Below are 24,256 nucleotides of genomic sequence, written 5' to 3'. Positions count from 1 at the left end.
GTCCCTACGCCGAGGGACGCCGCTCACAGCGCCCTCGACCGACCGGACGGGCTACTGCCGCGCAACCAGATAGGGCGCGAGTGTGGACAGCTTTTCGCAGGTCTCTTCGAATTCACGCTCGGGGGTGGACTCTTCGATGATGCCCGCCCCCGCGCGCAACCACGTCCTGCCATCGCGCTCGTATGCCGCCCGCAGCGTCAACGCCGCGTCCAGGCCGCCGTCGGCCGAAAACATCACGACCGCTCCGGAATACAGGCCGCGCGGACCCTCGTCGAGGCGCAGGATCGCTTCGACGCCGCCCGCTTTCGGGATGCCCGACGCGGTGACGGCCGGGAAGAGCGCTTCCAGCGCGTCCATCCGGTCGTTCGACGGGCCCAGTCGCCCGCTGACCGTGGAGCCCAGGTGCTGCACGCTGCCGCGTTCGCGCACCGTCATGAAGTCGGTGACCACCGCGCTACCGGGTTCGGCTATCTCGGTGATCTCCTGCAGCGAGCTGCGCACCGAGATCGCATGTTCGACAATTTCTTTGGAATTCGACTCCAGGTCGTCGCGGGCCTGCCGGTCGAGTGCCACACCGCGACCCAGCGCGCGGGTGCCCGCCAGGGGCTCGGTCAACACGATGCCGTCATCATGGACCGCCGCGACCAGCTCGGGGCTGTAACCGACAGCGCGAATTCCCCCCAGACGCAACAGGAATGACCGCACCGGGGTGTTGTGGCGGCGACCGAGCCGATAAGTCGACGGGAAGTCCAGGGGGAAAGGCACTTCCAGCGAACGGGACAGGATCACCTTGTGGTAGCGGCCCCCCGCGATCTCGCGGACGGCCGATGCCACCCGGTCGCGATAGTTGGACGGGTCGGCGATGACGTCGACGGGGCGCGCCTGGCGCACCTCGGGCATGCCGTCGCCCAACAGGCCGAGAACCATGTCGCGATGCGCCGCCGTCGCGCCCCAGAGCTGGACGTGCTCCCGGGTCACCACGATGCGAGTGCGCGGCCAGAACACGCGGGCCAGCGGGGTTCCCGGCGACAACCGTTGCTCCAGCCCGTACCGGTAGACGCCGAACTCGAAGGCGATCCAACCGAAGAGCTGGTCGGTCTCCAGCAACAGCCTGTCAATGGCTTCACCCAGGACCGGCCCGGGCCGCCCCGACCACCGTTGGCGCTGAGTCACGCCGTCCCGGACGACCCGCATCTCGTCGCTGTCCAGCTCGACCATCGCGCGCACGCCGCTGGCGAGTACCCATTGACCGCCGCGCTCGTAGACCAGGTACTCCTCGCCGGCTTGTTCGGGCAACCGCGTGGCGAGCTCGGCGGCCAGGTCGGCCGGGTGCACGTGTGCGGGAAGTGGAATCGGCGATGACGTGGAGCCGGCGGAACTCGTCTGAACGCTGACCTCGGTCACGGTTAGTAAATGTAGCCTAACCTATCTAAGGACGCGCAAGCTGTCCCAGCCGCGGCCCGGCATATTCGCTCCGTCCTGCCGAGAACTTCGTCAAGCCGGGGCGGCGGCCCGTCCCCGCTTGTGCCGCACCTCGATCCCACGCCGGCCCGCCGACTCTGCCAGTTAGCGCAGGTACACGGGACGCGACGACCCGCCCGGTCGGAGCCCTGCACGGCCCATGCGACGTGACCTCGCCTGAACTCCGGGCGAGATCGTGCGAACCCGCCGGCCGGGAGATTTAATGGGAGGCGGCAGGCCCCAGCGGCGTGAGTGAAGGAGTGGCGGTGAATTCCGGCGAGCACGATCGTGCCGATTCGAAAGCGACGTCATGTTCGTGATCCGGCTGGCGAACGGCGAAGAGATCCAGGGCAGCGAGAGTGACGGGCTTGAAATCAATCAAGAGACCGGCGTGCTCACAGTCTCGAGGGTCGACGGCTTCGAGGAAATCACCACCTATTACTCGCCGATGGCATGGCTGTCGGTGACACACCGCAAGAAGGGCGTCGGGGTCAGGCCCTCGGTAATTTCGTCGGCCCGCTGATTCCTGTGCTAGCCACACAGCAAATGCACAGCATATTCCCACCAAACCCACGCCTGCGGTGTCGGTGGCCCGCGGCCGGAAGGCAGTCGGCAGAAACCGTCTGAACAGCGCTTTTGCCCGTCATCGGCGCGTCGGCATCGATTCGACACGCCTGTACTTCATGCTTTGCATTCGAGTGGCGGTTTGACATCGCCGGGGATAAGTTTTCCACGGTCGTCGGGATGTTCGTGGTGGCTCCGCTTGCGGACGGTGCTTTCCCTGATCACCGCACTCATCGAGGAAGGCATCAAATGCTGCAAGAGTTTTGGCAGAACTTCACCCACAACCTGTTCAAGCCGCTCCTGCTGTTCTTCTACTTCGGCTTTCTCATTCCGATCCTGAAGGTGCGCTTCGAATTCCCCTACGTCATCTATCAGGGCTTGACCATGTACCTGCTGCTGGCCATTGGTTGGCACGGGGGTGAAGAGCTCGCGAAGATCAGCGCCGGCAGCATCGGGATGATCGTCGGCTTCATGGTTTTGGGATTCGTGCTGAACTTCGTAATCGGCGGCATCGCCTACCTGCTGCTGAACTGGCTGACCACCCTCCGGCGAGTCGACCGAGCGACCGTTGCCGGCTATTACGGGTCAGACTCAGCGGGAACGTTCGCCACCTGCGTGGCCGTGCTGACGGCCGTCGGCATGGCCTTCAACGCGTACATGCCGGTCATGTTGGCCGTCATGGAGATTCCCGGCTGTCTGGTGGCCCTGTATTTGGTGGCGCGGCTGCGTCACCGCGGGATGGACGCGGCGGGGAACATGGTCGACGAACCGGGCTACACAGCGCCGGTGCGGGTTTCGGTCGGGCCGGGCACCGCGGCCAAGCCACCGCACGGCCAGAGCCTGGCGGCCGAGCACGAGCGCGGCATCGAAGAGGAGCTGGAATTCTCCCTGGAAAAGCTCGACCACCCGGACTGGGAGCCCGACCAGAGCACTGCCGGCCCGGCGCGCAAGCGGGCGCCGATCTTCTCGCGGGAGCTGTTCCAAGAGGTGTTCCTCAACCCCGGACTTGTCCTGCTGATGGGGGGCATCATCATCGGCCTGGTCAGTGGGCTACAGGGGCAGAAGGTGGTCGCCGATGACGACAAGTTCTTCGTCATGGCGTTCCAGGGCGTGCTGTGTCTGTTCCTGCTCGAGATGGGCATGACGGCTTCCCGGAAGCTGAAGGACCTGCGCAGCGCCGGCCCCGGGTTCATCGTCTTCGGCCTGTTGGCCCCGAATATCTTTGCCCCGCTTGGCATCCTGGTCGCGCACATCTACTCGTCGCTCACCCACGCCGACTTCAAGCCCGGCACCTATGTGCTTTTCGCGGTGCTCTGTGGCGCCGCGTCCTACATCGCCGTCCCGGCGGTCCAGCGGCTCGCCATCCCGGAGGCCAGTCCCACCCTGCCGCTTGCCGCGTCGCTCGGCTTGACGTTCTCCTACAACGTCACCATCGGCATCCCGCTGTACATCGAGGTCAATCGGCTGATCGCCCACTGGTTCTAGTTTCGCCAACCACGCGGTCGCGCAGGCCGGTGAATCATGGTGGGCGACAGTTCGTTTGACGGGCCGCGCCAAGGTCCCAATCGGCCACTTGTTAATTGTTCGTAAAGACGCGATGGTCGGCTCGCTCAAGCCCGCGAGGTTCCACTAAGTTCAGGGGCGCCGCGAGTCGCCTGCTGCCACCCGCCGGGCTGTACTGCGTCGCCAGGAGGCGCCCATGCTTCAAGAGATGTGGCAGAACTTCATCCACAATCTGTTCAAGCCGCTGCTGCTGTTCTTCTACTTCGGTTTCCTCATTCCGATCCTGAGGGTGCGGTTCGAATTCCCGTACGTGATCTACCAGGGTTTGACGATGTATCTGCTGGTGGCCGTCGGCTGGCAGGGTGGCGAAGAGCTGGCGAAAGTGAAACCCGCCGATATCGACAACATCGCCGGATTCGTCGCGCTGGGCTTGGTGCTGAACTTCGTGATCGGAGTGCTCACCTATGTCTTGCTGAGGTACCTGACGCGGCTGCGACGCGTCGACAGGGCGACGGTCGCCGGTTACTACGGGTCGGACTCGGCGGGCGCCTTCGCCACCTGCGTGGCCGTGTTGACCAGCGTGAAGATCGCCTTCGACGCCTACATGCCGGTTCTACTCGCGTTCATGGAGATTCCCGGCTGCCTGGTTGCCCTATACCTGGTGGCCCGGCTGCGACACCGCGGGATGGACGAAGCCGGGTACATGCCGGACGAGCAGGGTTACACCGCCCCCGCAAGGGTAGGTCCCGGCGCTGCCGCCCAGGCCGAGGGCGTTGACGACGGGGTCGAGCGCGGAATCGAAGAGGAGCTGGAGTTCTCGCTGGAAAAGCAGGAGCACGCGTGGTACGGGAACACCCCGCAGCGCGAGAAGGCACCGCTGATGTCACGGGCGATATTGCAGGAAGTGTTCCTCAATCCCGGCCTCATCCTCCTCGTCGGCGGCATCGCCATCGGCTTCATCAGCGCGCTGCAGGGCCAGAAGGTTGTGCACGACCAAAACGAGCTCTTCGTTGCGGCGTTTCAGGGCGTGCTCTGCCTGTTTCTGCTCGAGATGGGCATGACGGCGTCCCGCAAATTACGGGATCTGAAGTTGGCCGGTGGCGGGTTCATCGCCTTCGGCCTGTTGGCGCCCAACCTGTTTGCGGCACTTGGCATCCTGGCCGCCTACGCCTACGCCAACCTGACCGACACGCACTTCCAGCCGGGCACCTACGTCTTGTTCGCGGTGCTGTGCAGTGCGGCGTCCTACATCACGCTGCCCGCGGTCCAGCGGCTGGGGATCCCAGAGGCGAGCCCAACCCTGCCGCTGGCGGCCGCGCTGGGTCTGACCTTCTCCTACACCGTCACGATCGGGATCCCGCTGTACATCGAGATCAATCGCGCAGTCGCGCATTGGTTCCCGAACAGCTGAGGACTACCCCAACACGGTGCGCACCACGGCGTCGGCCAGCAGGCGGCCGCGCGGCGTGAGGATGAAGCGATCTGCGTCGGACACCAGCAACCCGTCGGCGACCGCGCCTTCGGCCCGCGCCCCCTCGGCAGAATTCAGCACATCGCGCGGAAGGCCCTGTCGCAGACGAGTTTTCAGGAGTACGTCTTCGGTGTGCACGGCGTCGGAGTCGAGCCGCTCGAATCCCCCCACCGGTAATACGCCGGCGGCCAGCTTTTCCGCGTAGGCGTTGGGGTGCTTGACGTTCCACCACCGCGTGGCACCGACATAGCCATGGGCCCCCGGTCCGGCGCCCCACCACTGGCCACCATCCCAATAGCCGAGGTTGTGTCGGCATTCACCGCCCGGCCGCGCCCAATTGGACACCTCGTACCAAGACATTCCGGCTTCGGAAAGCCGGGCGTCGACCAGCTCGTAGCGGTGCGCCAGGATGTCGTCGTCGGGGGCGGCGAGCTCGCCGCGCCGGACCCGTCGGGCCAGCGCCGTGCCTTCCTCGACGACCAGGGCGTAGGCGGACACGTGATCGACGCCGGTGTCGATCGCCGTGTCGACCGAGCGCAGCAGATCGTCGTCGGATTCCCCCGGCGTTCCATAGATCAGATCGAGGCTGACGTGTTCGAAGCCGGCGTCCAAGGCCTCTCGGGCGGCCGCCGCCGATCGGTTCGGCGTGTGAATGCGGTCGAGAACCCCCAGCACTCGCGGGGACACCGACTGCATGCCGAGCGAAACCCGCGTGTAGCCGGCCGCGCGAATGGCGTCGAAAAAGTCCGGCCAGGCGGACTCCGGGTTGGCCTCGGTGGTGATCTCGGCATCGGGCGCCAGCGTGAAATGCTCGCGCACCATCTCCAGCACCGACGCCACGCGGGCGCCACCGAGCAGTGACGGCGTCCCTCCCCCGACGAACACCGTGGTCACGGTCGGCCCGGGCAGACGCTCTGCCGCCAGCTCCAACTCCGTCCGCAGCGCCGCAAGCCAGGCGTCGGGATTGACACCGCCCAACTCGGCCGGCGTGTAGGTGTTGAAATCGCAATAGCCGCAACGGGTTATGCAGAACGGGACGTGAATGTAGATCCCGAACGGCCGCTCGGGGACGGGCTGGAGGTCGGGCAGCTCGACGGCTTCCTCGCGAAGGGCCATGCCAAATCATCCCACGGTGTGCGGTACCCGGCCGCGGCGTCGATCCACCGTGCCCGCGCCGATGTCGGCCGCACACGCTTTTCCTGGGTTTTCTTACCCGCGCGACCAGCTTAATCGGGAATTCCGCTCATCGTGAGCCGATGTTTGACCTGGTTACATCGCCGGCCGACGGGCGTGGCACAATGGTGGCGTGACCGTCGCTCAGCCCAGCCTTCGCATTGCGCTCGTGGCTCGTCGGCACATTGATCTCAAGCGTGTTTGCAGCTGTTGCTGTCTCCCTTGATGTCGTAGACCCGCCCACCTGTACGTCCAGCTGGCATCGGATCTGCGCCGCCGATACCACCGGTGAGCTGCGCTTTCATGCCTGCGATGTTCGAAGGAGACCTCCGAGATGACCACAGCCCGTCCCGCCAAGCCCCGTAACGAGGGCCAGTGGGCGCTGGGAGATCGGGAACCGCTCAACCCCAACGAAGAGATGAAGCACGCCGGCGCCCCGCTCGAGGTGCGCGAACGCATCGAGAACATCTACGCGAAGGCCGGCTTCGACAGCATCGACAAGAGTGACCTACGCGGCCGCTTCCGCTGGTGGGGGCTCTACACCCAGCGCGAACAGGGCTATGACGGCACCTTCACCGGTGACGAGAATGCCGATCTGCTGGAAGCCAAGTACTTCATGATGCGCGTGCGCTGCGACGGTGGTGCCCTGTCGGCCGCGGCGTTGCGCACGGTCGGCCAGATCTCGACGGAGTTCGGCCGCGACACCGCCGACATCTCCGACCGGCAGAACGTACAGATGCACTGGATCGAGGTCGAAAACGTCCCCGAAATCTGGCGGCGGCTCGCCGGGGTGGGACTGCAGACCGCCGAGGCGTGCGGTGACTGCCCCCGCGTGATCCTCGGTTCGCCGCTGGCCGGCGAGTCGCTCGACGAGGTGCTCGACCCGACCTGGGCGATCGACGAAATCGTGCGCCGCTACATCGGCACGCCGGACTTCGCCGACCTGCCGCGCAAGTACAAGACGGCGATTTCGGGTCTGCAGGATGTCGCGCACGAGATCAACGACATCGCCTTCATCGGCGTCAACCATCCCGAGCACGGGCCCGGCCTCGACCTGTGGGTCGGCGGTGGTCTGTCCACCAACCCGATGCTGGCCCAGCGGGTCGGCGTCTGGGTGCCGCTGAACGAGGTGCCCGAGGTCTGGGAGGCCGTGACGTCGATATTCCGCGACTACGGCTACCGCCGGCTGCGGTCGAAGGCCCGGCTGAAGTTCTTGATCAAGGACTGGGGCATCGAGAAATTCCGCGAGGTCCTCGAAACGGAGTACCTCAAACGGCCGCTGATCGACGGGCCGGCCCCCGAACCGCTCAAACATCCGATCGACCACATCGGGGTTCAGCGGCTCAAGAACGGGCTCAACGCGGTCGGGGCGGCGCCGATCGCGGGGCGGGTCTCGGGGTCCATCCTCTCTGCGGTGGCGGATCTGATGGACAAGGCGGGCTCGGACCGGGTGCGGTTCACCCCGTACCAGAAGCTGGTCATCCTCGACATCGCCGACGACAAACTCGACGAGGTGCTCGCCGGGCTGGAGGCGCTCGGGCTGCAGACCAGACCGTCCCATTGGCGCCGGAACCTGATGGCGTGCACAGGGATCGAGTACTGCAAGTTGTCGTTCGCCGAAACGCGCGGAAAGGCCCAGGTCTTGGTGCCGGAGCTGGAGCGCCGGCTCGAGGACATCAACTCCTCGCTCGACGTGCCGATCACGGTCAACATCAACGGTTGTCCGAACTCATGCGCCCGAATTCAAGTGGCCGATATCGGCTTCAAGGGCCAAATGGTGGACGACGGTCACGGGGGCTCGGTCGAGGGCTTTCAGGTGCACCTGGGCGGCAGCCTCGGGCTGGACAGCGGATTCGGGCGCAAGCTGCGCCAGCACAAGGTGACGAGCGACGAACTGGGCGACTACATCGACCGGGTGGTAAGGAACTTCATCAAACACCGCAGTGCGGGAGAACGGTTCGCGCAGTGGGCGATTCGGGCGGATGAGGACGATTTACGATGAGTGGACAAGCAACGAAACGAACCGAAGCGGAACTGCGCGACCTGGCGGCGCGGGGCGCCGCGGAACTCGAGGGCGCCAGCGCGATCGAGGTGTTGCAATGGGCCGACGAGACCTTCGGCGGGGTCAACGGGCCGCGCGGCTGGGCCACCTGCAACTACGTGCTCACCTCCAGCATGCAGGAGGCGGTGTTGATCGATCTTGCCGCCAAGGTTCGCCCGGGTGTGCCGGTGGTCTTCCTGGACACCGGCTACCACTTCGCCGAGACCATCGGAACCCGGGACGCGGTCGAATCGGTCTACGACATCCACGTTCTCAACATCACCCCCGAGCAGACGGTGGCCGAGCAGGACCAGTTGCTGGGGAAGAACCTGTTCGAGCGCGACCCGGGCGAGTGCTGCCGGCTGCGCAAAGTCGTGCCCCTGCGCCGCGTCCTGAGCGGATATTCCGCCTGGGTGACCGGGCTGCGCCGAAGCGAAGCGAAGACGCGCGCCAACGCCCCGGTGATCGGCTTCGACGAGGGCTTCAAGCTGGTGAAGATCAACCCGCTTGCGACGTGGACCGACGAGGACATGCAGAACTACATCGACGAGCACGGCGTGCTGGTGAATCCGCTTGTCTACGACGGGTATCCGTCGATCGGCTGCGAGCCCTGCACCGCCAAGCCGCTCGCCGGGGCCGACCCGCGCAGTGGGCGTTGGCAGGGGCTGGCCAAGACCGAGTGCGGGCTGCACGCCTCCTGAGCGCGGCCTTGGGTCACGCCGACGTCAGCGTGGTCTGATTCTCACCGGCCCCGCCGGAACGGCTGCCGCCGTCGGCGGCGTCCTCGGCGGGAAGGGACGGCATTCGGGTGGCGCGGACGTAGACGGTGTCGCCCTCGCGTAGGGCCAGGGCCTCGGCGTCGCCTCGGGTGATCTGAGCGGTGAAGTGTCCCCCGGTGGCGGCGCTGGTCAATTCGACTCGCACCTCGAAGCCCAGCACGACCACGCGATCGACCGTGGCGCGCACCACCCCGATCGACTCCGCGGTGCCGTCGCCGCCCGCGATGGCCATCTCGGGGTTGCGGCCCACCCGGATGTCATGCGGGCGAACCAGATTGCCGTTCAAGGTGGACACCGCCCCGAGAAACGACATGACGAAGGCCGTCGCCGGGGCGTCGTAGACCTCGGTCGGCGATCCCACCTGCTCGATGCGTCCGTGGTTCAGCACGGCGATTCGGTCGGCGACGTCGAGCGCCTCCGCCTGGTCGTGGGTGACCAGGACCGTGGTGACATGCACCTCGTCATGCAGGCGGCGCAGCCACGCGCGCAGGTCCTCCCGCACCTTGGCGTCCAGCGCCCCGAACGGCTCATCGAGCAGCAGCACCTGGGGGTCGACCGCCAGCGCCCGCGCCAGCGCCATCCGCTGTCGCTGACCGCCGGACAGCTGATTGGGATAGCGGTTCTGAAAGCCGCTCAGCCCCACGACTTCCAGCAGATTGTCGACCTTGGCCTTGACCTCCGCCTTGGGACGCTTGCGGATCTTCAGCCCGTACGCCACGTTGTCGCGAACGGTCAGGTGCTTGAACGCCGCGTAGTGCTGGAACACAAACCCGATGCCCCGTCTCTGCGGCGGGATCCGCGTGACGTCATGGCCGTTGATAGTGATCGTTCCGCTGTCGGGCTGGTCGAGCCCGGCGATGGCGCGCAACAGGGTCGACTTGCCCGACCCGCTGGGACCCAACAGTGCCGTCAACGAGCCGGACGGTACGACGAAGTCGACGTTGTCGAGCGCCACGAAGTCGCCATAGCGCTTGTGGGCGTTCCGCACGATGATGGCGTGGTCGCGGTTGTGCTTGTCGGTCATCTACAAGTCTCCATATCGAGCCTATCTGTCCGCCCGTGCCCGGCGAAGGTCGAGAATTACCTGGAAGATCAGCACCAACACCGCAACGCCCATCAACAACGTCGACAGCGCGTACGCGCCGTACTCGGCCCCGCGGTTGTATCGATCCGAGACCAGCAACGTCAGCGTCTGGGACTTACCCGGCAAGTTCGACGACACGATGATGACGGCGCCGTATTCGCCGAGGGTGCGGGCGACGGTCAACACGATGCCGTAGGTCAAACCCCACCGGATGGATGGCAGAGTGATCCGCCAGAAGGTCTGCCACCAACCCGATCCCAGGGTCGCGGCGGCCTCTTCCTGGTCGGTGCCCAATTCGTGCAGCACCGGCTCCACCTCGCGCACGACGAACGGCAGGGTGACGAAGATGCTCGCGAGCACGATGCCGGGCAGCCCGAAGATGATCTTGAACCCGAGGTCCCTCTCGACGAATCCGAACGCGCCTGCCGATCCCCACAACAGGATCAGTGCGACGCCCACGATGACGGGCGACACCGCGAACGGCAGATCGATAACGGCCTGCAACACGCCCTTACCGCGAAAACGGTTGCGCGCCAACACTAAAGCGGTCGGGATGCCGAACACCACGTTGAGTGGCACTACGATCGCAACGACCAGCAACGTCAGGTTCAGCGCCGAGACCGCCGCGGGCGTGCTGACCCAGTCGAAGAACTGGCCTAAGCCCGGCCGGAAAGTCCGCCACAGGATCAGGGCCACCGGAACAACGAGCAACACGAAAACGTATGCCAGCGCCACGAATCGGATCAGGTAGCGAACCCCGCGCGACGACGTCACGGTGCCAGCTCCTCACGCTTGGCCGCGCGGCCGCCCACGATCCGCAGGATGAACAGCACGACAAACGAGATGGACAGCAGCACGATGGAGATAGCGGCGGCGCCGGTCCGGTCGTCGTTCTCGATCAGGGTCCGTATCCATTGCGACGACACTTCCGTCTTGCCCGGCACCGCTCCACCGATCAGCACCACCGAACCGAATTCGCCGATCGCACGCGAAAACGCCAGCCCCGCACCGGACAGCAACGACGGCGTCAGCGACGGCAACAGCACGGAAGTGAAAATCTTTGGGCCACTGGCGCCCAGCGACGCCGCCGCCTCCTCGGTCTCCCGGTCGATTTCCAGCAGCACCGGCTGCACCGCGCGCACCACGAACGGCAGCGTGACGAAGGCCAGCGCCACCGCCACGCCCCACGCGGTGTGCTGCAGGTGCAACCCCACCGGACTGTTGTTGCCGTAGAGGGCCAGCATCACCAGGCTGGCGACGATGGTGGGCAGCGCGAACGGCAGGTCGATGATCGCGTCGACGAGCCGCTTGCCGACGAAGTCGTCGCGCACCAGCACCCAGGCGATCACCAGGCCGAACACCAGGTTGGCCACGGTGACCCCGGCGGAAATGGTCAGGGTCACCCGGAACGACTCCAGCGCCGCGTTGGAGCTGACAGCCAGCCAGAAGGCGTGCCAGCCGCCGCCGGCGGCCTGCCAGGCGATCGCGGCCAGCGGCAGCAGCACGATCACCGACAGCCACAGCGTCGCGACGCCGACGCGCAGCGACGTGGTGCCGCGGGCCCGCCGGGCCTTGACCGGCCCGCGCCCGGGGTAACCGGCGGGATCGCCGAGCTCGGGCCTGATCGCCTGGGGGTCGGGCGTGATCGCGGCCGTCATCCGGTGGCCTGCGTGTAGATCTTGGTGATGCTGCCGGTGCTCTTGTCGAAAAGCTGCGGGTCGACCGCGGTCCAGCCGCCGAGGTCGGCGATCGTCCACAGTTTCGCCGGCGCCGGAAACTGGGCGCGGAATTCGGCGGCGACGGCCGGGTCGACGGGCCGAAAACCGGCCTGTGCCCACACCTTCTGCGCGGCGGCCGTGTACTGGAAGTTCTTGAAGGCGACCGCGGCGTCCAGGTGGGGACTGGTGGTGACCACCGCCACCGGGTTCTCGATCTTGAACGTCTGCGGCGGGTTGATGTGCTCGACCGGCTTGCCTGCGCGCTCGGTGGCGATCGCCTCGTTCTCGTAACTGATCAGCACGTCCCCACTGCCCTGGACGAAAACATCGGTGGCCTCCCTCCCCGAACCGGGACGCAGCTTGACGTGTTCATGCACCAACTTGCTGATGAACTCGACGCCGGCCTGGGCGTTGCTGCCCCCTTCGCTCTTGACCGCGTACGGCGCCAGCAGGTTCCATTTGGCCGATCCCGAACTAAGTGGGCTGGGCGTGATGACCTCCACCCCCGGCCGCAGCAGGTCGTCCCAGTCCCTGATGTTCTTCGGGTTGCCCTTGCGCACCACCAGGGTGACGACCGAACCGAACGGAATTCCCTTGGTGGCGTCGGTATTCCAGTCTTTGGAGACCTTGCCCGCCTTCACCAATCGGGTGATGTCGGGTTCGACGGAGAAATTCACGACGTCCGCGGGCTTGCCGTCGACGACTCCGCGCGATTGGTCGCCCGAGGCACCGTAGGAGGTGATCACCTGGACGCTCTTGCCCTCCTCGGCGGCGTTGAACGCCGGAATCACCTTGCTCCAGCCGGGTTCTGGGACCGAGTAGGCGACCAGAGTGATGCTCGTGCGCGCGTTGTTCGGGCCGCTCCCCCCCACGACGTCACTGGGCCCACCACTACACCCCGCGATGACCGCCACGACGAGGGCGAAGATGGTCGCCGGTCGCCAACGCCTTGCGATGTGGTTGGGCATTCGGGCCTTCCAGGACGGGGACTTACGGACGATTGTCCCGTTGCTGCGGAAAGGCGCCTTTAAACGGAGGGAGACCTCACGAACCCCATACCAGACCGCACACGGGTTTGGCAGTCAGCGACAACAGTGCACGAAGACATGGCGTTCCACACCGGATGTCACATGCATGGCGGGAAGCCTAACAGGAATCGGCATGCCCGCCACCGCTCGAGGGGCCGAGCCGGCAAACCGCGCTCAGTGCGTCAGCCACCACGCGACGATGACCAGCACCACGAGCGCGACCAGAATCAACGTCACGTGCGACCGAGGCATGCGGGTTACCCGGGCGCCTCACCGGCGTGGCGGGCCCGGCGCATCAGGGCGATGCTCTTGCCAAGCAGGCCGTCGAGCAGCCCCGCCGTGACCGCGGCCACGACGAGCACGACCGGCATCACCACCATGGCTTGCAGCACGAAAGCGAGCCCGGAAAGCCACAGCTCGTTGCCGTCCCACCAATTCAGGAACGCGGTCACGCGGCTCACCCTATTCGGCCGTGCAGTGGAATTCCAATGTGCCAAGATCGGCGCATGTCCGCCCCGCCACCCGCGCCCGGGGCGACGGCCTGCCTGATCGTCGGTGGCGGCCCGGCGGGGATGGTGCTGGGACTGCTGCTGGCCCGCGCCGGCGTTGACGTCACGGTGATGGAAAAGCACGCCGACTTCCTGCGCGACTTTCGCGGCGACACCGTGCACGCGAGCACGCTGCGCCTGCTCGACGAGCTGGGCTTGGGCGCGCGGTTCGCGCAGATCCCGCATCGCCTCATCGACACCGTCCGCATGGAGATACAGAACGAACCGGTGGCGCTCGACCTGACCCGCCTGCCCGGCGCCCACAAGCACATCGCCCTGGTGCCGCAATGGGACTTCCTGGAGTTGGTGGCCACCGCGGCCGAGGCCGAGCCGAGCTTCCGGCTGCTGCGCAGCACCGAGGTGACCGGCGTGATCCGGGACGGAGACCGGGTCGTCGGCGTCACTTACCGCAACCAGACCGGCGAGGTTGGGAGCATGCGCGCCGAGCTGACCGTCGCCTGCGACGGCCGCTCCTCCACGGTGCGTTCGGCGGTCGGCCTCGAACCGCACAGCTTCGGCGCGCCCATGGACGTGTGGTGGTTCCGGTTGCCCCGCCATCCCGGGGATCCGCGGGGGCTGGGCGGGGTGCTGCGAGCCGGGCACGCGGTCATCGTGATCGATCGCGGCGACTACTACCAGATCGCCTACATCATCCCGAAGGGAACCGACACCCAGCTGCGGGCCGAGGGCATCGAGGCGCTGCACCGGGTGCTGGTCGCCATGGTGCCCTGGCTGGGTGACCGCGTGCGGACGCTGACGTCATTCGACGACGTGAAACTGCTTGATGTGCAACTGAATCGGCTTCGCCGCTGGTATGCCGACGGCGTCCTGCTCATCGGCGACGCCGCGCACGCGATGTCGCCGGTCGGCGGGATCGGCATCAACCTCGCGGTGGCCGACGCGGTGGCCGCCGCCCGCATCCTGGCCGGCCCGCTGCGCACGGGTCGGGTGCCCGTCTGGCGGCTGGCCCGGGTGCAGGCGCGCCGCTGGCTGCCCACCGCGCTGCTGCAGGCCGCGCAACGGGGGATCCACGCCAACGTGATCGCCGCGGCGGTGGCCCGGAACGAGGACCGCGCGCCACCGGGCGTGCGGCTGGTGGGCCGCTCCACAGCCCTGCGGAGACTGCTCGGCTACCTCGTCGCAATCGGCCCGCTGCCCGAGCACGCCCCGAGGTTCGCCCGACGCCGCGGTTGACACAGAGTGACGCCACGTCGGCGAAAAAATGGACGGGGGACCGCTCCACAGATGATGATGTCGGGATGGTCCTGCACGCTCAGCCCGACGACCAGCCCGCCGACGCCATGCCCGAGGAGGCATTCGAAACGGCCCCGGCGACGTTGCCGTCACCCATCGACTTCAGCGCGCCGGCGCCCCTGGCTTCCAGCGGGGCACTACGGAACCCGTTTCCGCCGATCGCCGACTACGCGTTCCTGTCCGACTGGGAGACGACGTGCCTGATCTCGCCCGCCGGATCCGTCGAATGGCTGTGCGTGCCCCGGCCGGACTCCCCCAGCGTGTTCGGCGCGATCCTGGACCGCAGCGCCGGCCATTTCCGGCTCGGCCCCTACGGCGTCTCGGTGCCCTCGGCCCGCCGCTACCTGCCGGGCAGCCTGATCATGGAGACCACGTGGCAAACCCACACCGGGTGGCTGATCGTGCGCGACGCGCTGGTGATGGGGCCCTGGCACGACATCGAGCGCCGGTCGAGGACGCACCGCCGCACCCCGATGGACTGGGACGCCGAGCACATCCTGCTGCGCACGGTGCGCTGCGTCAGCGGCACGGTCGAGCTGATGATGAGCTGCGAGCCCGCGTTCGACTACCACCGCGTCGGCGCCACCTGGGAGTACTCGGCCAATGCGTACGGCGAGGCGGTGGCCCGGGCGACCAAGCAGCCCGACGCCCACCCGACACTGCGGCTCACCAGCAACCTGCGGATCGGGCTGGAGGGTCGCGAGGCGCGGGCGCGCACCCGGATGAAAGAGGGCGACGACGTGTTCGTCGCGCTGAGCTGGACAAAGCATCCGGCGCCGCAGACCTACGAAGAGGCCGCCGACAAGATGTGGCAGACCACCGAATGCTGGCGGCAGTGGATCAACATCGGCAACTTCCCTGACCACCCGTGGCGGGCGTACCTGCAGCGCAGCGCGCTCACGCTGAAGGGGCTGACCTACTCGCCGACCGGGGCGCTGCTGGCGGCCAGCACCACGTCGCTTCCGGAAACGCCTCAGGGCGAACGCAATTGGGACTACCGCTACGCGTGGGTGCGTGACTCGACGTTCGCGTTGTGGGGTCTCTACACGCTGGGACTGGACCGCGAGGCCGACGACTTCTTCGCGTTCATCGCCGACGTCTCCGGCGCCAACAGCAACGAACGGCACCCGCTGCAGGTGATGTACGGAGTGGGCGGCGAACGCAGCCTGGTGGAGGAGGAACTCCATCACCTGTCCGGCTACGACCATGCGCGCCCGGTGCGCATCGGCAACGGCGCCTACGACCAGGTGCAGCACGACATCTGGGGTTCCATCCTCGACTCCTTCTACCTGCACGCCAAGTCGCGCGAGCAGGTCCCCGAGACGCTGTGGCCGGTGCTCAAGAAGCAGGTCGAGGAGGCCATCAAGCACTGGCGAGAACCCGACCGGGGCATCTGGGAGGTCCGCGGCGAGCCGCAGCACTTCACCTCGTCGAAGGTGATGTGCTGGGTCGCGCTCGACCGCGGGGCGAAGCTGGCCGAGCGGCAGGGCGAGAAGAGCTACGCCCAGCAGTGGCGGGCGATCGCCGAGGAGATCAAGGAGGACATCCTGCAACACGGGGTGGACGCCCGCGGGGTGTTCACCCAGCGCTACGGCAGCGACGCGCTGGACGCCTCGCTGCTGCTCGTGGTGCTGACCCGCTTCCTGCCGCCGGACGATCCGCGGGTGCGCAACACCGTGCTGGCCATCGCCAACGAACTCACCTCGGAGGGCCTGGTGCTGCGCTACCGGGTGGAGGAGACCGACGACGGGTTGTCCGGCGAGGAGGGCACGTTCACGATCTGCTCGTTCTGGCTGGTGTCGGCCCTGGTGGAGATCGGCGAGGTGGCGCGGGCCAAGCGGTTGTGCGAGCGGCTGCTGTCCTATGCCAGCCCGTTGCACCTCTACGCCGAGGAGATCGAGCCACGGACCGGCCGGCACCTGGGCAACTTCCCGCAGGCGTTCACCCACCTGGCGCTGATCAACGCCGTGGTGCACGTGATCCGCGCCGAGGAGGAGGCCGACGGCTCCGGGATGTTCCAGCCCGCCAACGCGCCGATGTAGCGGCGATCGCGAGCGCGGCCGTCAGGCCGGGCGACGCGGGTCGCCGCCATCGGTACCGCGGCGATCGCGAGCGCGGCCGTCAGGCCGGGCGACGCGGGTCGCCGCCATCCGTACCGCGGCGATCGCGAGGGCGGCCGTCAGGCCGGGCGACGCGGGTCGCCGCCATCCGTACCGCGGCGATCGCGAGCGCGGCCGTCAGGCCGGGCGACGCGGGTCGCCGCCATCAACACCGCGGCGATCGCGAGCGCGGCCGTCAGGCCGGGCGACGCGGGTCGCCGCCATCAACACCGCGAATCAGCTCAGCGCGCTCACCTTGTCTCGCATGACTTGGGCGATGTCGAGCGCCCTGGCGTTCGCATCACGCGTGCCGTCTTGCAATGCGCTTGGTGCGTCGAAGAAGTCGACCTCAACTTCGATGAGGCAATTGTCCCGGACACCGACAGCCCGCTCAGCGGGAAGCGCTGGCGGCGAAAACGACGGTGGCATGTTCCACTGTGTCGAAATAGTCGCGGCGACAACGGAACTCGCGCTTTGCACGTGACTCACTTTCACTTCCAGCGGCAGACTGCCGCCCGCAATGGGGACGGTCTTTCCGTCGCATTCTTGCCACCGCCTGGCGATCGTCGAAAACAGCGCGTAGGCCTGATCGGCCGTGGGCAGGCCGATGGCGGCCTCCTGCACGCGGATGACCGCCGCGCCGGACGGGGCAGTGGGCCGCCAGGTAGTGAAGGCAACGGCTTTGACGTTCGCGGACCGATAGGCGCCCGCCCGCATCATCACTGCCACCCCGAGGCAGCTTTCGGACCCCTCCGACCGCACGCGACCCAACATCTCGGGTCCCCCGACAAACGGTGGGAAACCCGGGTCGAGTTCCACGGGCTCCCGGACAACGCGGGACAGCGCGCTCTTGCCGAGGAGCACCCGCTCGAGGGTGTGCCCGTCGAGGAATCGCGTCGTGAGGTTCGCCGGAGCCCGCGCCGCGCCACCGACGGTGGTGGAGCAGCCCGTGGCCGAGATCAGCACGACCAAAAGTGCTACGGCGTAACAACGTGCTCGCCGGCCGCCGCTTCTACCGGTCGCCACGGCGACAAACGCAGAAGGCGGCAATTCGCTACCGCAAATTCTTTCCATGCGCTTCTCGGCTACCTCCCACTTCACCCGAGCTTAGGCTCGACGGCGCGGCGAAGCCGTCGCCCACGCGTGAGCACAGCTCAACCCCCAGAGAAGTCCCAGGTTTGTGGCAGCTGCCGGTCAGCTCAGCCCGCTGACCTTGTCCATCATGGCGTGCGCGATGTCGATGGCGCTGCGGTGCACATCGCCGGAGCCCTCATCCGACGAGCGCGTCGAATTGAAGAACGCCACTTCGACTTCGACGAGGCAGTTCCCCCGCACGCCGATGGCGCGCGCCTCGGGCCTGGGCCCGCTCGACGGTATGCCGGGCAATTGGGTGTCGATCGAAACGGTCGCGGCCAGAACCGATTCGGAGACCCTTACCTCAGAGATGGTGTCCGAGAAGACGATCGCGGGGCGGTCGATGATGATGCTGGGACGTCCGATGGTCACGGTCGTGCCCTCACAGTCGCGCCACTGTTGTGCAAACTGTTGGAACAGCGCGGCGGCCCCGCCGGTGCTGGACAGCGCGACCACGCCCTCGGCGACGCTGATCACCTTCGCCGGTCCGCGCTGGTTCCACCACGTCTCCCGCGCGGCGTTCTTGACGTCGGCGGATCGGTACGCGTCCTTCACCATCATCGAGGTGACACCGACGCAGTTGGCGGGCGAGGCCGCGCCGAAGGCCGGCTGCAGCACCTCGGGACCGCCGAACCGCGCCGGGAGTTCGTTCTTGCTCCCGAAGGACTGGCCCAGCAGCTTCGACAGCTCAGCGTCATCGAGGAGCACTTTCTTAACGGGTTGCCCAATCACCGGGTGCGGTTTCAGATTCGGCGCGGGCCGCGCGGTGCCGTCGACCGTGCAGCCCGTCGCGAGCGCGACGGTCAACAGGCAGGCGAGGATCGTCCGGCGCATCGACATCAGTTGGTGCTCGAGACTTTTCGCAACATCGCCTGAACGACGTCGACAGCCCGCGTCCCGGCCTGCACGTGCGGCGCGACGGCGACCTTGACGTCGGCGATGACGTCGCCCGCGGTGCCCACCGCCCGCTCGTCCGGGGTTGGCGGGGTGTGATGGTTGTCCCAGGCGATGACGGTGGCGGAAAGTACCGGCCCGTCGACTCGGACGTCGGTCACCTTCGAGTACAACTCGGTGGCGCTCTCATCGTGTGTGTACATGGTGACCGTGGTGTCCGTGCAGTGTTGCCATTGCTGCACGAAGGACGCGAAGAGTCGCTGCGCGTCGGACGCGGTCGCCAGCTCGATCGCCGCTGCCGTTGCGCTGGACACCTGCACGCCGGAGCCGTAATTCCAGTAGCGCTGCGTCGCGACGCGGCGCACCGGGCCGGTTTCGTAGACGAGGCGCATCGCCGGGTCGACGGCGCCGAGGCATTCGATGGGAGCGGCGCCGCCGGCGTCACGAATCCCGTTGGGCAGCACCTCGATACCACCCACCAGCGGCGGACTGTGGGGCGGCAGCTCGTTTCCCACCGCGACGCTGACCTCCGCGTCGTCCGGTAGGACCTGTTCGAGCGGCAACGCGGACGCGCCGAGAGGGCCGGTGCGGGTTGGGGTTCCGGCCACTGTCGTGACGCATCCGGTGCCCAGCAGGCTGAGACCGACGACAGTGACGGCTCGCATCAGCAGCACGGCTACTTCTTGCCCTTGTCGCCGCCGGCGTCGGTGGACAGCGCCGCCACGAAGGCTTCCTGCGGCACGTCCACCCGCCCGATGGTCTTCATCCGCTTCTTGCCTTCCTTCTGCTTTTCCAGCAGCTTGCGTTTGCGGGTGATGTCTCCGCCGTAGCACTTGGATAGCACATCCTTGCGGATTGCCCGGATATTCTCGCGCGCAATGATTTTCGAACCGATGGCCGCCTGCACCGGCACCTCGAACTGCTGGCGCGGAATCAGCTCCTTGAGCTTGGTGGTCATCTTGTTGCCGTAGGCCGAAGCCCCGTCCTTGTGCACGATCGCGCTGAACGCGTCGACGGCTTCGCCCTGCAGCAGGATGTCGACCTTGACCAGCTGGGCCTCCTGCTCGCCGGCCTCCTCGTAGTCCAGGCTGGCGTAGCCGCGGGTGCGCGACTTCAGCGAGTCGAAGAAGTCGAAGATGATCTCGCCGAGCGGCATCGTGTAGCGCAACTCGACCCGCTCGGGCGACAGGTAGTCCATGCCGCCCAGCTCGCCGCGGCGCGCCTGGCACAGCTCCATGATGGTGCCGATGAACTCGCTGGGCGCGATGATCGTGGTCTTGACGACCGGTTCGTAGACCGTGCGCACCTTGCCCTCGGGCCAGTCCGACGGGTTGGTCACCACGATCTCGGTGTCGTCCTCCTTGATCACCCGGTAGACGACGTTGGGCGACGTCGAGATCAGGTCCAGGTCGAATTCGCGCTCCAGGCGCTCGCGGGTGATCTCCATGTGCAGCAGGCCCAAAAACCCGCACCGGAAGCCGAAGCCCAGCGCCACCGACGTTTCCGGCTCGTAGGTCAGCGCCGCGTCGTTGAGCTGCAGCTTGTCCAGGGCGTCACGCAGAACGGGGTAATCGGAGCCGTCCACCGGATACAGGCCCGAGTAGACCATCGGCTTGGGTTCGCGGTATCCCGTCAGCGCCTCGGTGGCGCCGTGCCGGGCCGTCGTCACCGTGTCACCGACCTTGGACTGGCGGACGTCCTTCACGCCCGTGATCAGGTAGCCGACCTCGCCGACCCCCAGGCCCGCGCTGGCTTTCGGTTCGGGCGAGACGATGCCCACCTCGAGCAGCTCGTGGGTGGCGCCGGTGGACATCATCAGGATGCGCTCCCGCGGGACGATCTTGCCGTCCATCACCCGGACGTAGGTCACCACACCGCGGTAGATGTCGTAGACGGAGTCGAAGATCATCGCGCGGGTCGGCGCGTCGGCGTCGCCCTGCGGAGGCGGCACCTCGCGCACGACGTGGTCGAGCAGGTCGGCGACGCCCTCGCCGGTCTTGCCGGACACCCGCAGCACATCTCCGGGCTCACAGCCGATGATGTGGGCGATCTCGCCCGCGTAGCGGTCCGGGTCGGCGGCCGGCAGGTCGATCTTGTTGAGTACCGGGATGATGTGCAGGTCGCGGTCCAGCGCGAGGTACAGGTTGGCCAGCGTCTGCGCCTCGATGCCCTGGGCCGCGTCGACCAGCAGCACCGCACCCTCGCACGCCTCCAGTGCCCGCGACACCTCGTAGGTGAAGTCCACGTGCCCGGGGGTGTCGATCAGGTGCAGGACGTACTCTTCGTCGCCAACCTTCCAGGGCAACCGCACGTTCTGCGCCTTGATGGTGATCCCGCGCTCGCGCTCGATGTCCATCCGGTCCAGGTACTGCGCGCGCATCGATCGCTCGTCGACGACGCCGGTGAGCTGAAGCATCCGGTCCGCCAGCGTGGACTTGCCGTGATCGATGTGGGCGATGATGCAGAAGTTCCGAATCTGCGCCGGCGCGGTGAAGGTCTTGTCGGCGAAACTGCTGATGGGAATCTCCTGGTCTGGACATGCTCGCGGCGGCGTGAACGCCGGCTCAGTTGGTATGTCCAGGGTATCTAGGCGGGGTGCCCGAGACCTACTTGGACACAATCGCACCCGCACGCGCGCGTCTATGCTGCGAATATGGCGTCTGCCCGCAAATCCCAGTGGAAGACGTTCCAGCGGTTTGCCGAGAACCTGGTCTTCGATCGGGCCCCGCGGCTGGCCCGGCACGTGCAGAACTCGCAGACGGTGCTGCGAGAACTGCAGCAGGCCGTCAAGATCACCGCGAACGTCATCGCGGCCGCCGCGCCGCAACCGCCGGCCGTCACCGCGGGCCGCCCGGTGACCAGCACGAGCTTCCCCACCGGCCAGCGGGCGCGCAAGCTGGTCTACGCCCCGGACCTCGACGGTCGAGCCGATCCCGGCGAGATCGTGTGGACGTGGGTCGTCTACGAAGACGATCCGACCCGCGGCAAGGACCGGCCGGTGCTCGTCGTGGGGCGGGACCGTCGGGTGTTGCTGGGGTTGATGCTGTCCAGCCAGGAGCGCCACGCCGAGGACCGGGACTGGGTCCGGATCGGCTCCGGGGCGTGGGACTACGAGGGCAGGCCCAGCTGGGTCAGGCTGGACCGGGTGCTCGACGTGCCGGAGGAAAGCATTCGCCGCGAGGGCGCGATTCTGGATCGGGAGATCTTCGACCTGGTGGCCGAGCGGTTGCGCGCCGACTACTCGTGGAGCTAGGCGCCTGTCGCGCGGCGCTCAGCCCTGCGTGATGTAGGACTGCAGCTGCTGGTGCTCGGCCTCGAGTTCTTCCATCCGGGTCTTCACCACGTCGCCGATGCTGACGATGCCGATCAGCTTCTTGCCGTCGAGCACCGGGACGTGACGCACCCGGTTCTTGGTCATCAGCACGCTCAGCGAATCCACCGTGTCGGCCTTTGTGCAGGTCGCGACGGTAGCGGTCATGATCTTCGAGATCGGGCGTGACAGCACGCTGGCGCCATGGGTGTGCAGCTGACGCACGACGTCGCGCTCGGAGACGATGCCGACGACGCCCTCGTCGCCTACCACCACCATGGCGCCGATGTTCTGCTCGGCGAGGCCCGCGAGCAGCTCTTTGACCGTCGCCTCGGGATTGATGGTCACCACCGCCGCGCCCTTGTTCCGCAAGACGTCTGCAATCCGCATCAAGGCCTCCAGCTGGTTGTGATCGGCTTCACACCAGGCTACGGCTAACTCGCGCGGCGCAAAAGCCATGGCGAGAACCGGTAGCCGATCCGTGTCCATACCCTGACGTCGGCGTTCGAAACCGGCCCGCGCCGCCGCGCCGGGTCTGATCGAGCGATTGGCCCACCTGCGCGGGGCTGGGGCTTGCAAGATAAGGGCCATGATCGAGATCACGCTGCTCGGGACCGGAAGCCCGATCCCCGACCCAAACCGCGCCGGGCCGTCGACTCTGGTGCGGGCCGGCGGGCAGGTATTTCTGGTGGACTGCGGCCGCGGTGTGTTGCAGCGCGCGGCGGCGGTCGGCGTGGGCGCGGCGGGATTGTCGGCGCTGCTGATCACCCATCTGCACAGCGACCACATCGGAGACCTCGGTGATCTCCTGATCACCCGCTGGATCAGCACCTTCGCGCCCGATCCGGCGCCGCTGCCGATCATCGGGCCGCCCGGGATAGCGGAGACGGTCGAGGCCACGCTGCACGCGTTCCGCCACGACATCGAGTACCGGCTCGCCCACCACGCCGACCTGAACGCCCCGCCGGCGGTCGAGGTCCACGAATGCACCGGCGGGGCGGTGTGGGACCGCGATGGCGTGTCGATCCGCGTCGCGCCGACCGATCACCGGCCGGTGGCGCCAACGATCGGGTTTCGCGTCGACTACGGGACGGCGTCGGTGGTGCTCGCCGGGGACACGGTCCCCTGCGCGGGCCTCGACGAGCTGGCCGCGGGAGCCGGCGCGCTGGTGCACACCGTGATCCGCAAGGACATCGTCGCCAACATCCCGCAACAACGGCTGCAGGACATCTGCGACTACCACTCGTCCGTAGAAGAGGCGGCGGAAACCGCCGCACGCGCGGGGGTCGGCACCCTCGTCATGACGCACTACGTGCCGGCGCTGGTGCCGGGCCAAGAAGAACAGTGGCGGGCGCTGGCGGCATCGCGGTTCGGCGGGCGGATCGAGCTCGGCGACGACCTGCATCGCGTCGAGATCGACTCCCCGTAACTCCTCATTCCCGAATGTCATTGCGCCGCAACGGCAGCAGCGCCCCGGCCAGCACCAGCCAAGACAGCGCCAGCACCCGCGCGATTGGCAGGATCACGCCCAGATCCGGCCAGATCATCACCCCGAGCGCCGCTTCGGCGAGGGCGGCGGTTACCAGGCCGGCCCAGGCGACCGGCCTCGGGAGCACCCCCAGGTTCAGCGAGGTTGCCGCCATCGCGGCCACCAGCAGACCCAGGGCGACGATATGCCCCGGGCCGCCGACGAGGAACACCAGCAAGTACAGGACCCGGACCAACGGCGCGTCCGCGGCGACTCCGGGCTGCGACAGCGGCCAGGCCAACAATCCGCACAGCCCCAGCGCGCCGGCCGCCAAGATGCCCCCCGTCAGCGCGATCGCGGCTCCCGGCCCGCCGGCTTCTCGTTGCCGCTGCTTTCGACGCTGTGCGTGACGCTGCTCTTCGGCGGGATCGCCGTCGGCGTCGGCCTGGGCGGCGTGATGCCGTTGCCGTATGGGCCGGCGGCCGCGGTCGTGGCCTACGTCCGCGCGCAGCCGGTCGCCGGGCGCGTCGTCGCGGTTGCGACGTTCGCGTCGTCGGTCCCCCTGGCCGTCTACGCCGCGACGGTGGGCGTGCGGCTGCGGCGCCTCGGGGCGGGCGGGCCGGCAGCCGGATGACGAGGTGCATCTTGGCGGCCGGCGCCCTGGTGCACACCAGATCCGCGAGGACATCGTCGCCAACATCCCGCAACAACGGCTGCAGGACATCTG

Annotated in this window: 22 protein-coding genes and 2 pseudogenes; 11 read left to right on the top strand and 13 right to left on the bottom strand. The window is 67.4% G+C overall.

Features of this window, described 5'->3' with window-relative positions; genetic code table 11:
• Positions 1-51 precede the first annotated feature (51 nt).
• Positions 52-1,404, bottom strand: a complete 1,353-nt coding sequence (locus tag A5701_RS00950; RefSeq protein ID WP_067747561.1) for a salicylate synthase — start codon at positions 1,402-1,404, stop codon at positions 52-54.
• Positions 1,405-1,771: 367 nt separating this feature from the next.
• Between A5701_RS00950 and A5701_RS00945 the strand changes: the two genes are divergently transcribed.
• The 3 genes from A5701_RS00945 to A5701_RS00935 all read left to right on the top strand — a co-directional run bounded on the left by A5701_RS00945 (position 1,772) and on the right by A5701_RS00935 (position 4,939).
• Positions 1,772-1,984: a hypothetical protein gene (locus tag A5701_RS00945; protein ID WP_067747559.1), complete on the top strand. Its 213-nt coding sequence runs from the start codon at positions 1,772-1,774 to the stop codon at positions 1,982-1,984.
• A gap of 290 nt (positions 1,985-2,274) precedes the next feature.
• Positions 2,275-3,510, top strand: coding sequence for a sodium-dependent bicarbonate transport family permease (locus A5701_RS00940; protein ID WP_067747557.1), 1,236 nt, complete (start codon positions 2,275-2,277; stop codon positions 3,508-3,510).
• 214 nt (positions 3,511-3,724) lie between these two features.
• Entirely contained in the window at positions 3,725-4,939 is a 1,215-nt protein-coding gene (locus A5701_RS00935) for a sodium-dependent bicarbonate transport family permease (protein WP_067747555.1), read from the top strand.
• Between the two features lie 3 nt (positions 4,940-4,942).
• On the opposite strand, the gene hemW is transcribed toward A5701_RS00935, so the two are convergent.
• A complete protein-coding gene (gene hemW, locus A5701_RS00930) occupies positions 4,943-6,115 on the bottom strand; it encodes a radical SAM family heme chaperone HemW (protein WP_067747551.1) in 1,173 nt (390 codons plus the stop codon).
• A gap of 190 nt (positions 6,116-6,305) precedes the next feature.
• On the opposite strand from hemW, the gene A5701_RS29230 reads away from it, so the two are divergent.
• The 3 genes from A5701_RS29230 to A5701_RS00920 all read left to right on the top strand — a co-directional run bounded on the left by A5701_RS29230 (position 6,306) and on the right by A5701_RS00920 (position 8,914).
• Complete coding sequence (locus A5701_RS29230) at positions 6,306-6,398, top strand: Ms4527A family Cys-rich leader peptide (protein ID WP_368664890.1); 93 nt, start codon at positions 6,306-6,308, stop codon at positions 6,396-6,398.
• Between the two features lie 108 nt (positions 6,399-6,506).
• A complete protein-coding gene (locus tag A5701_RS00925; RefSeq protein ID WP_067747549.1) occupies positions 6,507-8,174 on the top strand; it encodes a nitrite/sulfite reductase in 1,668 nt (555 codons plus the stop codon).
• A complete protein-coding gene (locus A5701_RS00920) occupies positions 8,171-8,914 on the top strand; it encodes a phosphoadenylyl-sulfate reductase (protein WP_067747547.1) in 744 nt (247 codons plus the stop codon). The genes A5701_RS00925 and A5701_RS00920 overlap by 4 nt, the downstream gene beginning before the upstream one ends.
• Positions 8,915-8,927: 13 nt before the next feature.
• On the opposite strand, the gene A5701_RS00915 is transcribed toward A5701_RS00920, so the two are convergent.
• The 5 genes and pseudogenes from A5701_RS00915 to A5701_RS00895 all read right to left on the bottom strand — a co-directional run bounded on the left by A5701_RS00915 (position 8,928) and on the right by A5701_RS00895 (position 13,274).
• A complete protein-coding gene (locus A5701_RS00915; protein WP_067747545.1) occupies positions 8,928-10,016 on the bottom strand; it encodes a sulfate/molybdate ABC transporter ATP-binding protein in 1,089 nt (362 codons plus the stop codon).
• 21 nt (positions 10,017-10,037) lie between these two features.
• Positions 10,038-10,850, bottom strand: a complete 813-nt coding sequence (gene cysW / locus A5701_RS00910) for a sulfate ABC transporter permease subunit CysW (protein ID WP_067747543.1) — start codon at positions 10,848-10,850, stop codon at positions 10,038-10,040.
• Positions 10,847-11,682, bottom strand: a pseudogene (gene cysT, locus A5701_RS00905) (sulfate ABC transporter permease subunit CysT). Before cysT ends, cysW begins: the two are co-directional and overlap by 4 nt.
• Positions 11,683-11,730: 48 nt before the next feature.
• The gene (locus A5701_RS00900; RefSeq protein WP_067747539.1) at positions 11,731-12,762 is read right to left on the bottom strand and encodes a sulfate ABC transporter substrate-binding protein; all 1,032 of its coding nucleotides are present in this window, start codon (positions 12,760-12,762) and stop codon (positions 11,731-11,733) included.
• 317 nt (positions 12,763-13,079) lie between these two features.
• Positions 13,080-13,274: a hypothetical protein gene (locus A5701_RS00895; protein ID WP_066952819.1), complete on the bottom strand. Its 195-nt coding sequence runs from the start codon at positions 13,272-13,274 to the stop codon at positions 13,080-13,082.
• 54 nt (positions 13,275-13,328) lie between these two features.
• Here A5701_RS00895 and A5701_RS00890 point away from each other — a divergent pair, with 54 nt between their 5' ends.
• Positions 13,329-14,564 carry an FAD-dependent oxidoreductase gene (locus A5701_RS00890; protein WP_067747537.1) on the top strand — a complete coding sequence of 412 codons (1,236 nt, stop codon included), beginning with the start codon at positions 13,329-13,331 and terminating at the stop codon, positions 14,562-14,564.
• A 65-nt stretch (positions 14,565-14,629) separates the two neighbouring features.
• Entirely contained in the window at positions 14,630-16,666 is a 2,037-nt protein-coding gene (locus A5701_RS00885) for a glycoside hydrolase family 15 protein (RefSeq protein WP_067747535.1), read from the top strand.
• A 294-nt stretch (positions 16,667-16,960) separates the two neighbouring features.
• Here the strand turns inward: A5701_RS00885 and A5701_RS00880 are convergent, their stop codons facing one another.
• The 4 genes and pseudogenes from A5701_RS00880 to lepA form a co-directional block, all read right to left on the bottom strand.
• On the bottom strand, positions 16,961-17,689 hold the full coding sequence (locus A5701_RS00880) for a sensor domain-containing protein (protein ID WP_197499215.1): 729 nt from the start codon (positions 17,687-17,689) through the stop codon (positions 16,961-16,963).
• 228 nt (positions 17,690-17,917) lie between these two features.
• Positions 17,918-18,697 carry a sensor domain-containing protein gene (locus tag A5701_RS00875; RefSeq protein WP_231969192.1) on the bottom strand — a complete coding sequence of 260 codons (780 nt, stop codon included), beginning with the start codon at positions 18,695-18,697 and terminating at the stop codon, positions 17,918-17,920.
• Positions 18,697-19,416, bottom strand: a complete 720-nt coding sequence (locus A5701_RS00870; RefSeq protein ID WP_067747654.1) for a sensor domain-containing protein — start codon at positions 19,414-19,416, stop codon at positions 18,697-18,699. Before A5701_RS00870 ends, A5701_RS00875 begins: the two co-directional genes overlap by 1 nt.
• 11 nt (positions 19,417-19,427) lie before the next feature.
• Positions 19,428-21,372, bottom strand: a pseudogene (lepA, locus tag A5701_RS00865) (translation elongation factor 4).
• Positions 21,373-21,404: 32 nt separating this feature from the next.
• Between lepA and A5701_RS00860 the strand changes: the two are divergent.
• Positions 21,405-22,004 (top strand): type II toxin-antitoxin system PemK/MazF family toxin, encoded by a 600-nt coding sequence (locus A5701_RS00860; RefSeq protein ID WP_067747526.1) that lies wholly within the window; start codon positions 21,405-21,407, stop codon positions 22,002-22,004.
• Positions 22,005-22,022: 18 nt separating this feature from the next.
• Here A5701_RS00860 and A5701_RS00855 read toward each other — a convergent pair whose 3' ends face one another.
• The gene (locus A5701_RS00855) at positions 22,023-22,451 is read right to left on the bottom strand and encodes a CBS domain-containing protein (RefSeq protein ID WP_067747652.1); all 429 of its coding nucleotides are present in this window, start codon (positions 22,449-22,451) and stop codon (positions 22,023-22,025) included.
• Positions 22,452-22,650: 199 nt separating this feature from the next.
• Between A5701_RS00855 and A5701_RS00850 the strand changes: the two genes are divergently transcribed.
• Positions 22,651-23,490: a ribonuclease Z gene (locus tag A5701_RS00850; protein WP_067747518.1), complete on the top strand. Its 840-nt coding sequence runs from the start codon at positions 22,651-22,653 to the stop codon at positions 23,488-23,490.
• A 4-nt stretch (positions 23,491-23,494) separates the two neighbouring features.
• Here the strand turns inward: A5701_RS00850 and A5701_RS00845 are convergent, their stop codons facing one another.
• Positions 23,495-23,863, bottom strand: coding sequence for a hypothetical protein (locus A5701_RS00845; RefSeq protein ID WP_067747514.1), 369 nt, complete (start codon positions 23,861-23,863; stop codon positions 23,495-23,497).
• A 72-nt stretch (positions 23,864-23,935) separates the two neighbouring features.
• Here A5701_RS00845 and A5701_RS28420 point away from each other — a divergent pair, with 72 nt between their 5' ends.
• On the top strand, positions 23,936-24,163 hold the full coding sequence (locus A5701_RS28420) for a hypothetical protein (RefSeq protein WP_197504907.1): 228 nt from the start codon (positions 23,936-23,938) through the stop codon (positions 24,161-24,163).
• Positions 24,164-24,256: the final 93 nt, after the last annotated feature.

Origin of the sequence: Mycobacterium sp. E3305, assembly GCF_001666785.1 — a bacterium.
Classification (GTDB): domain Bacteria; phylum Actinomycetota; class Actinomycetes; order Mycobacteriales; family Mycobacteriaceae; genus Mycobacterium.
This window is presented reverse-complemented; position numbering and strand designations above follow the sequence as displayed.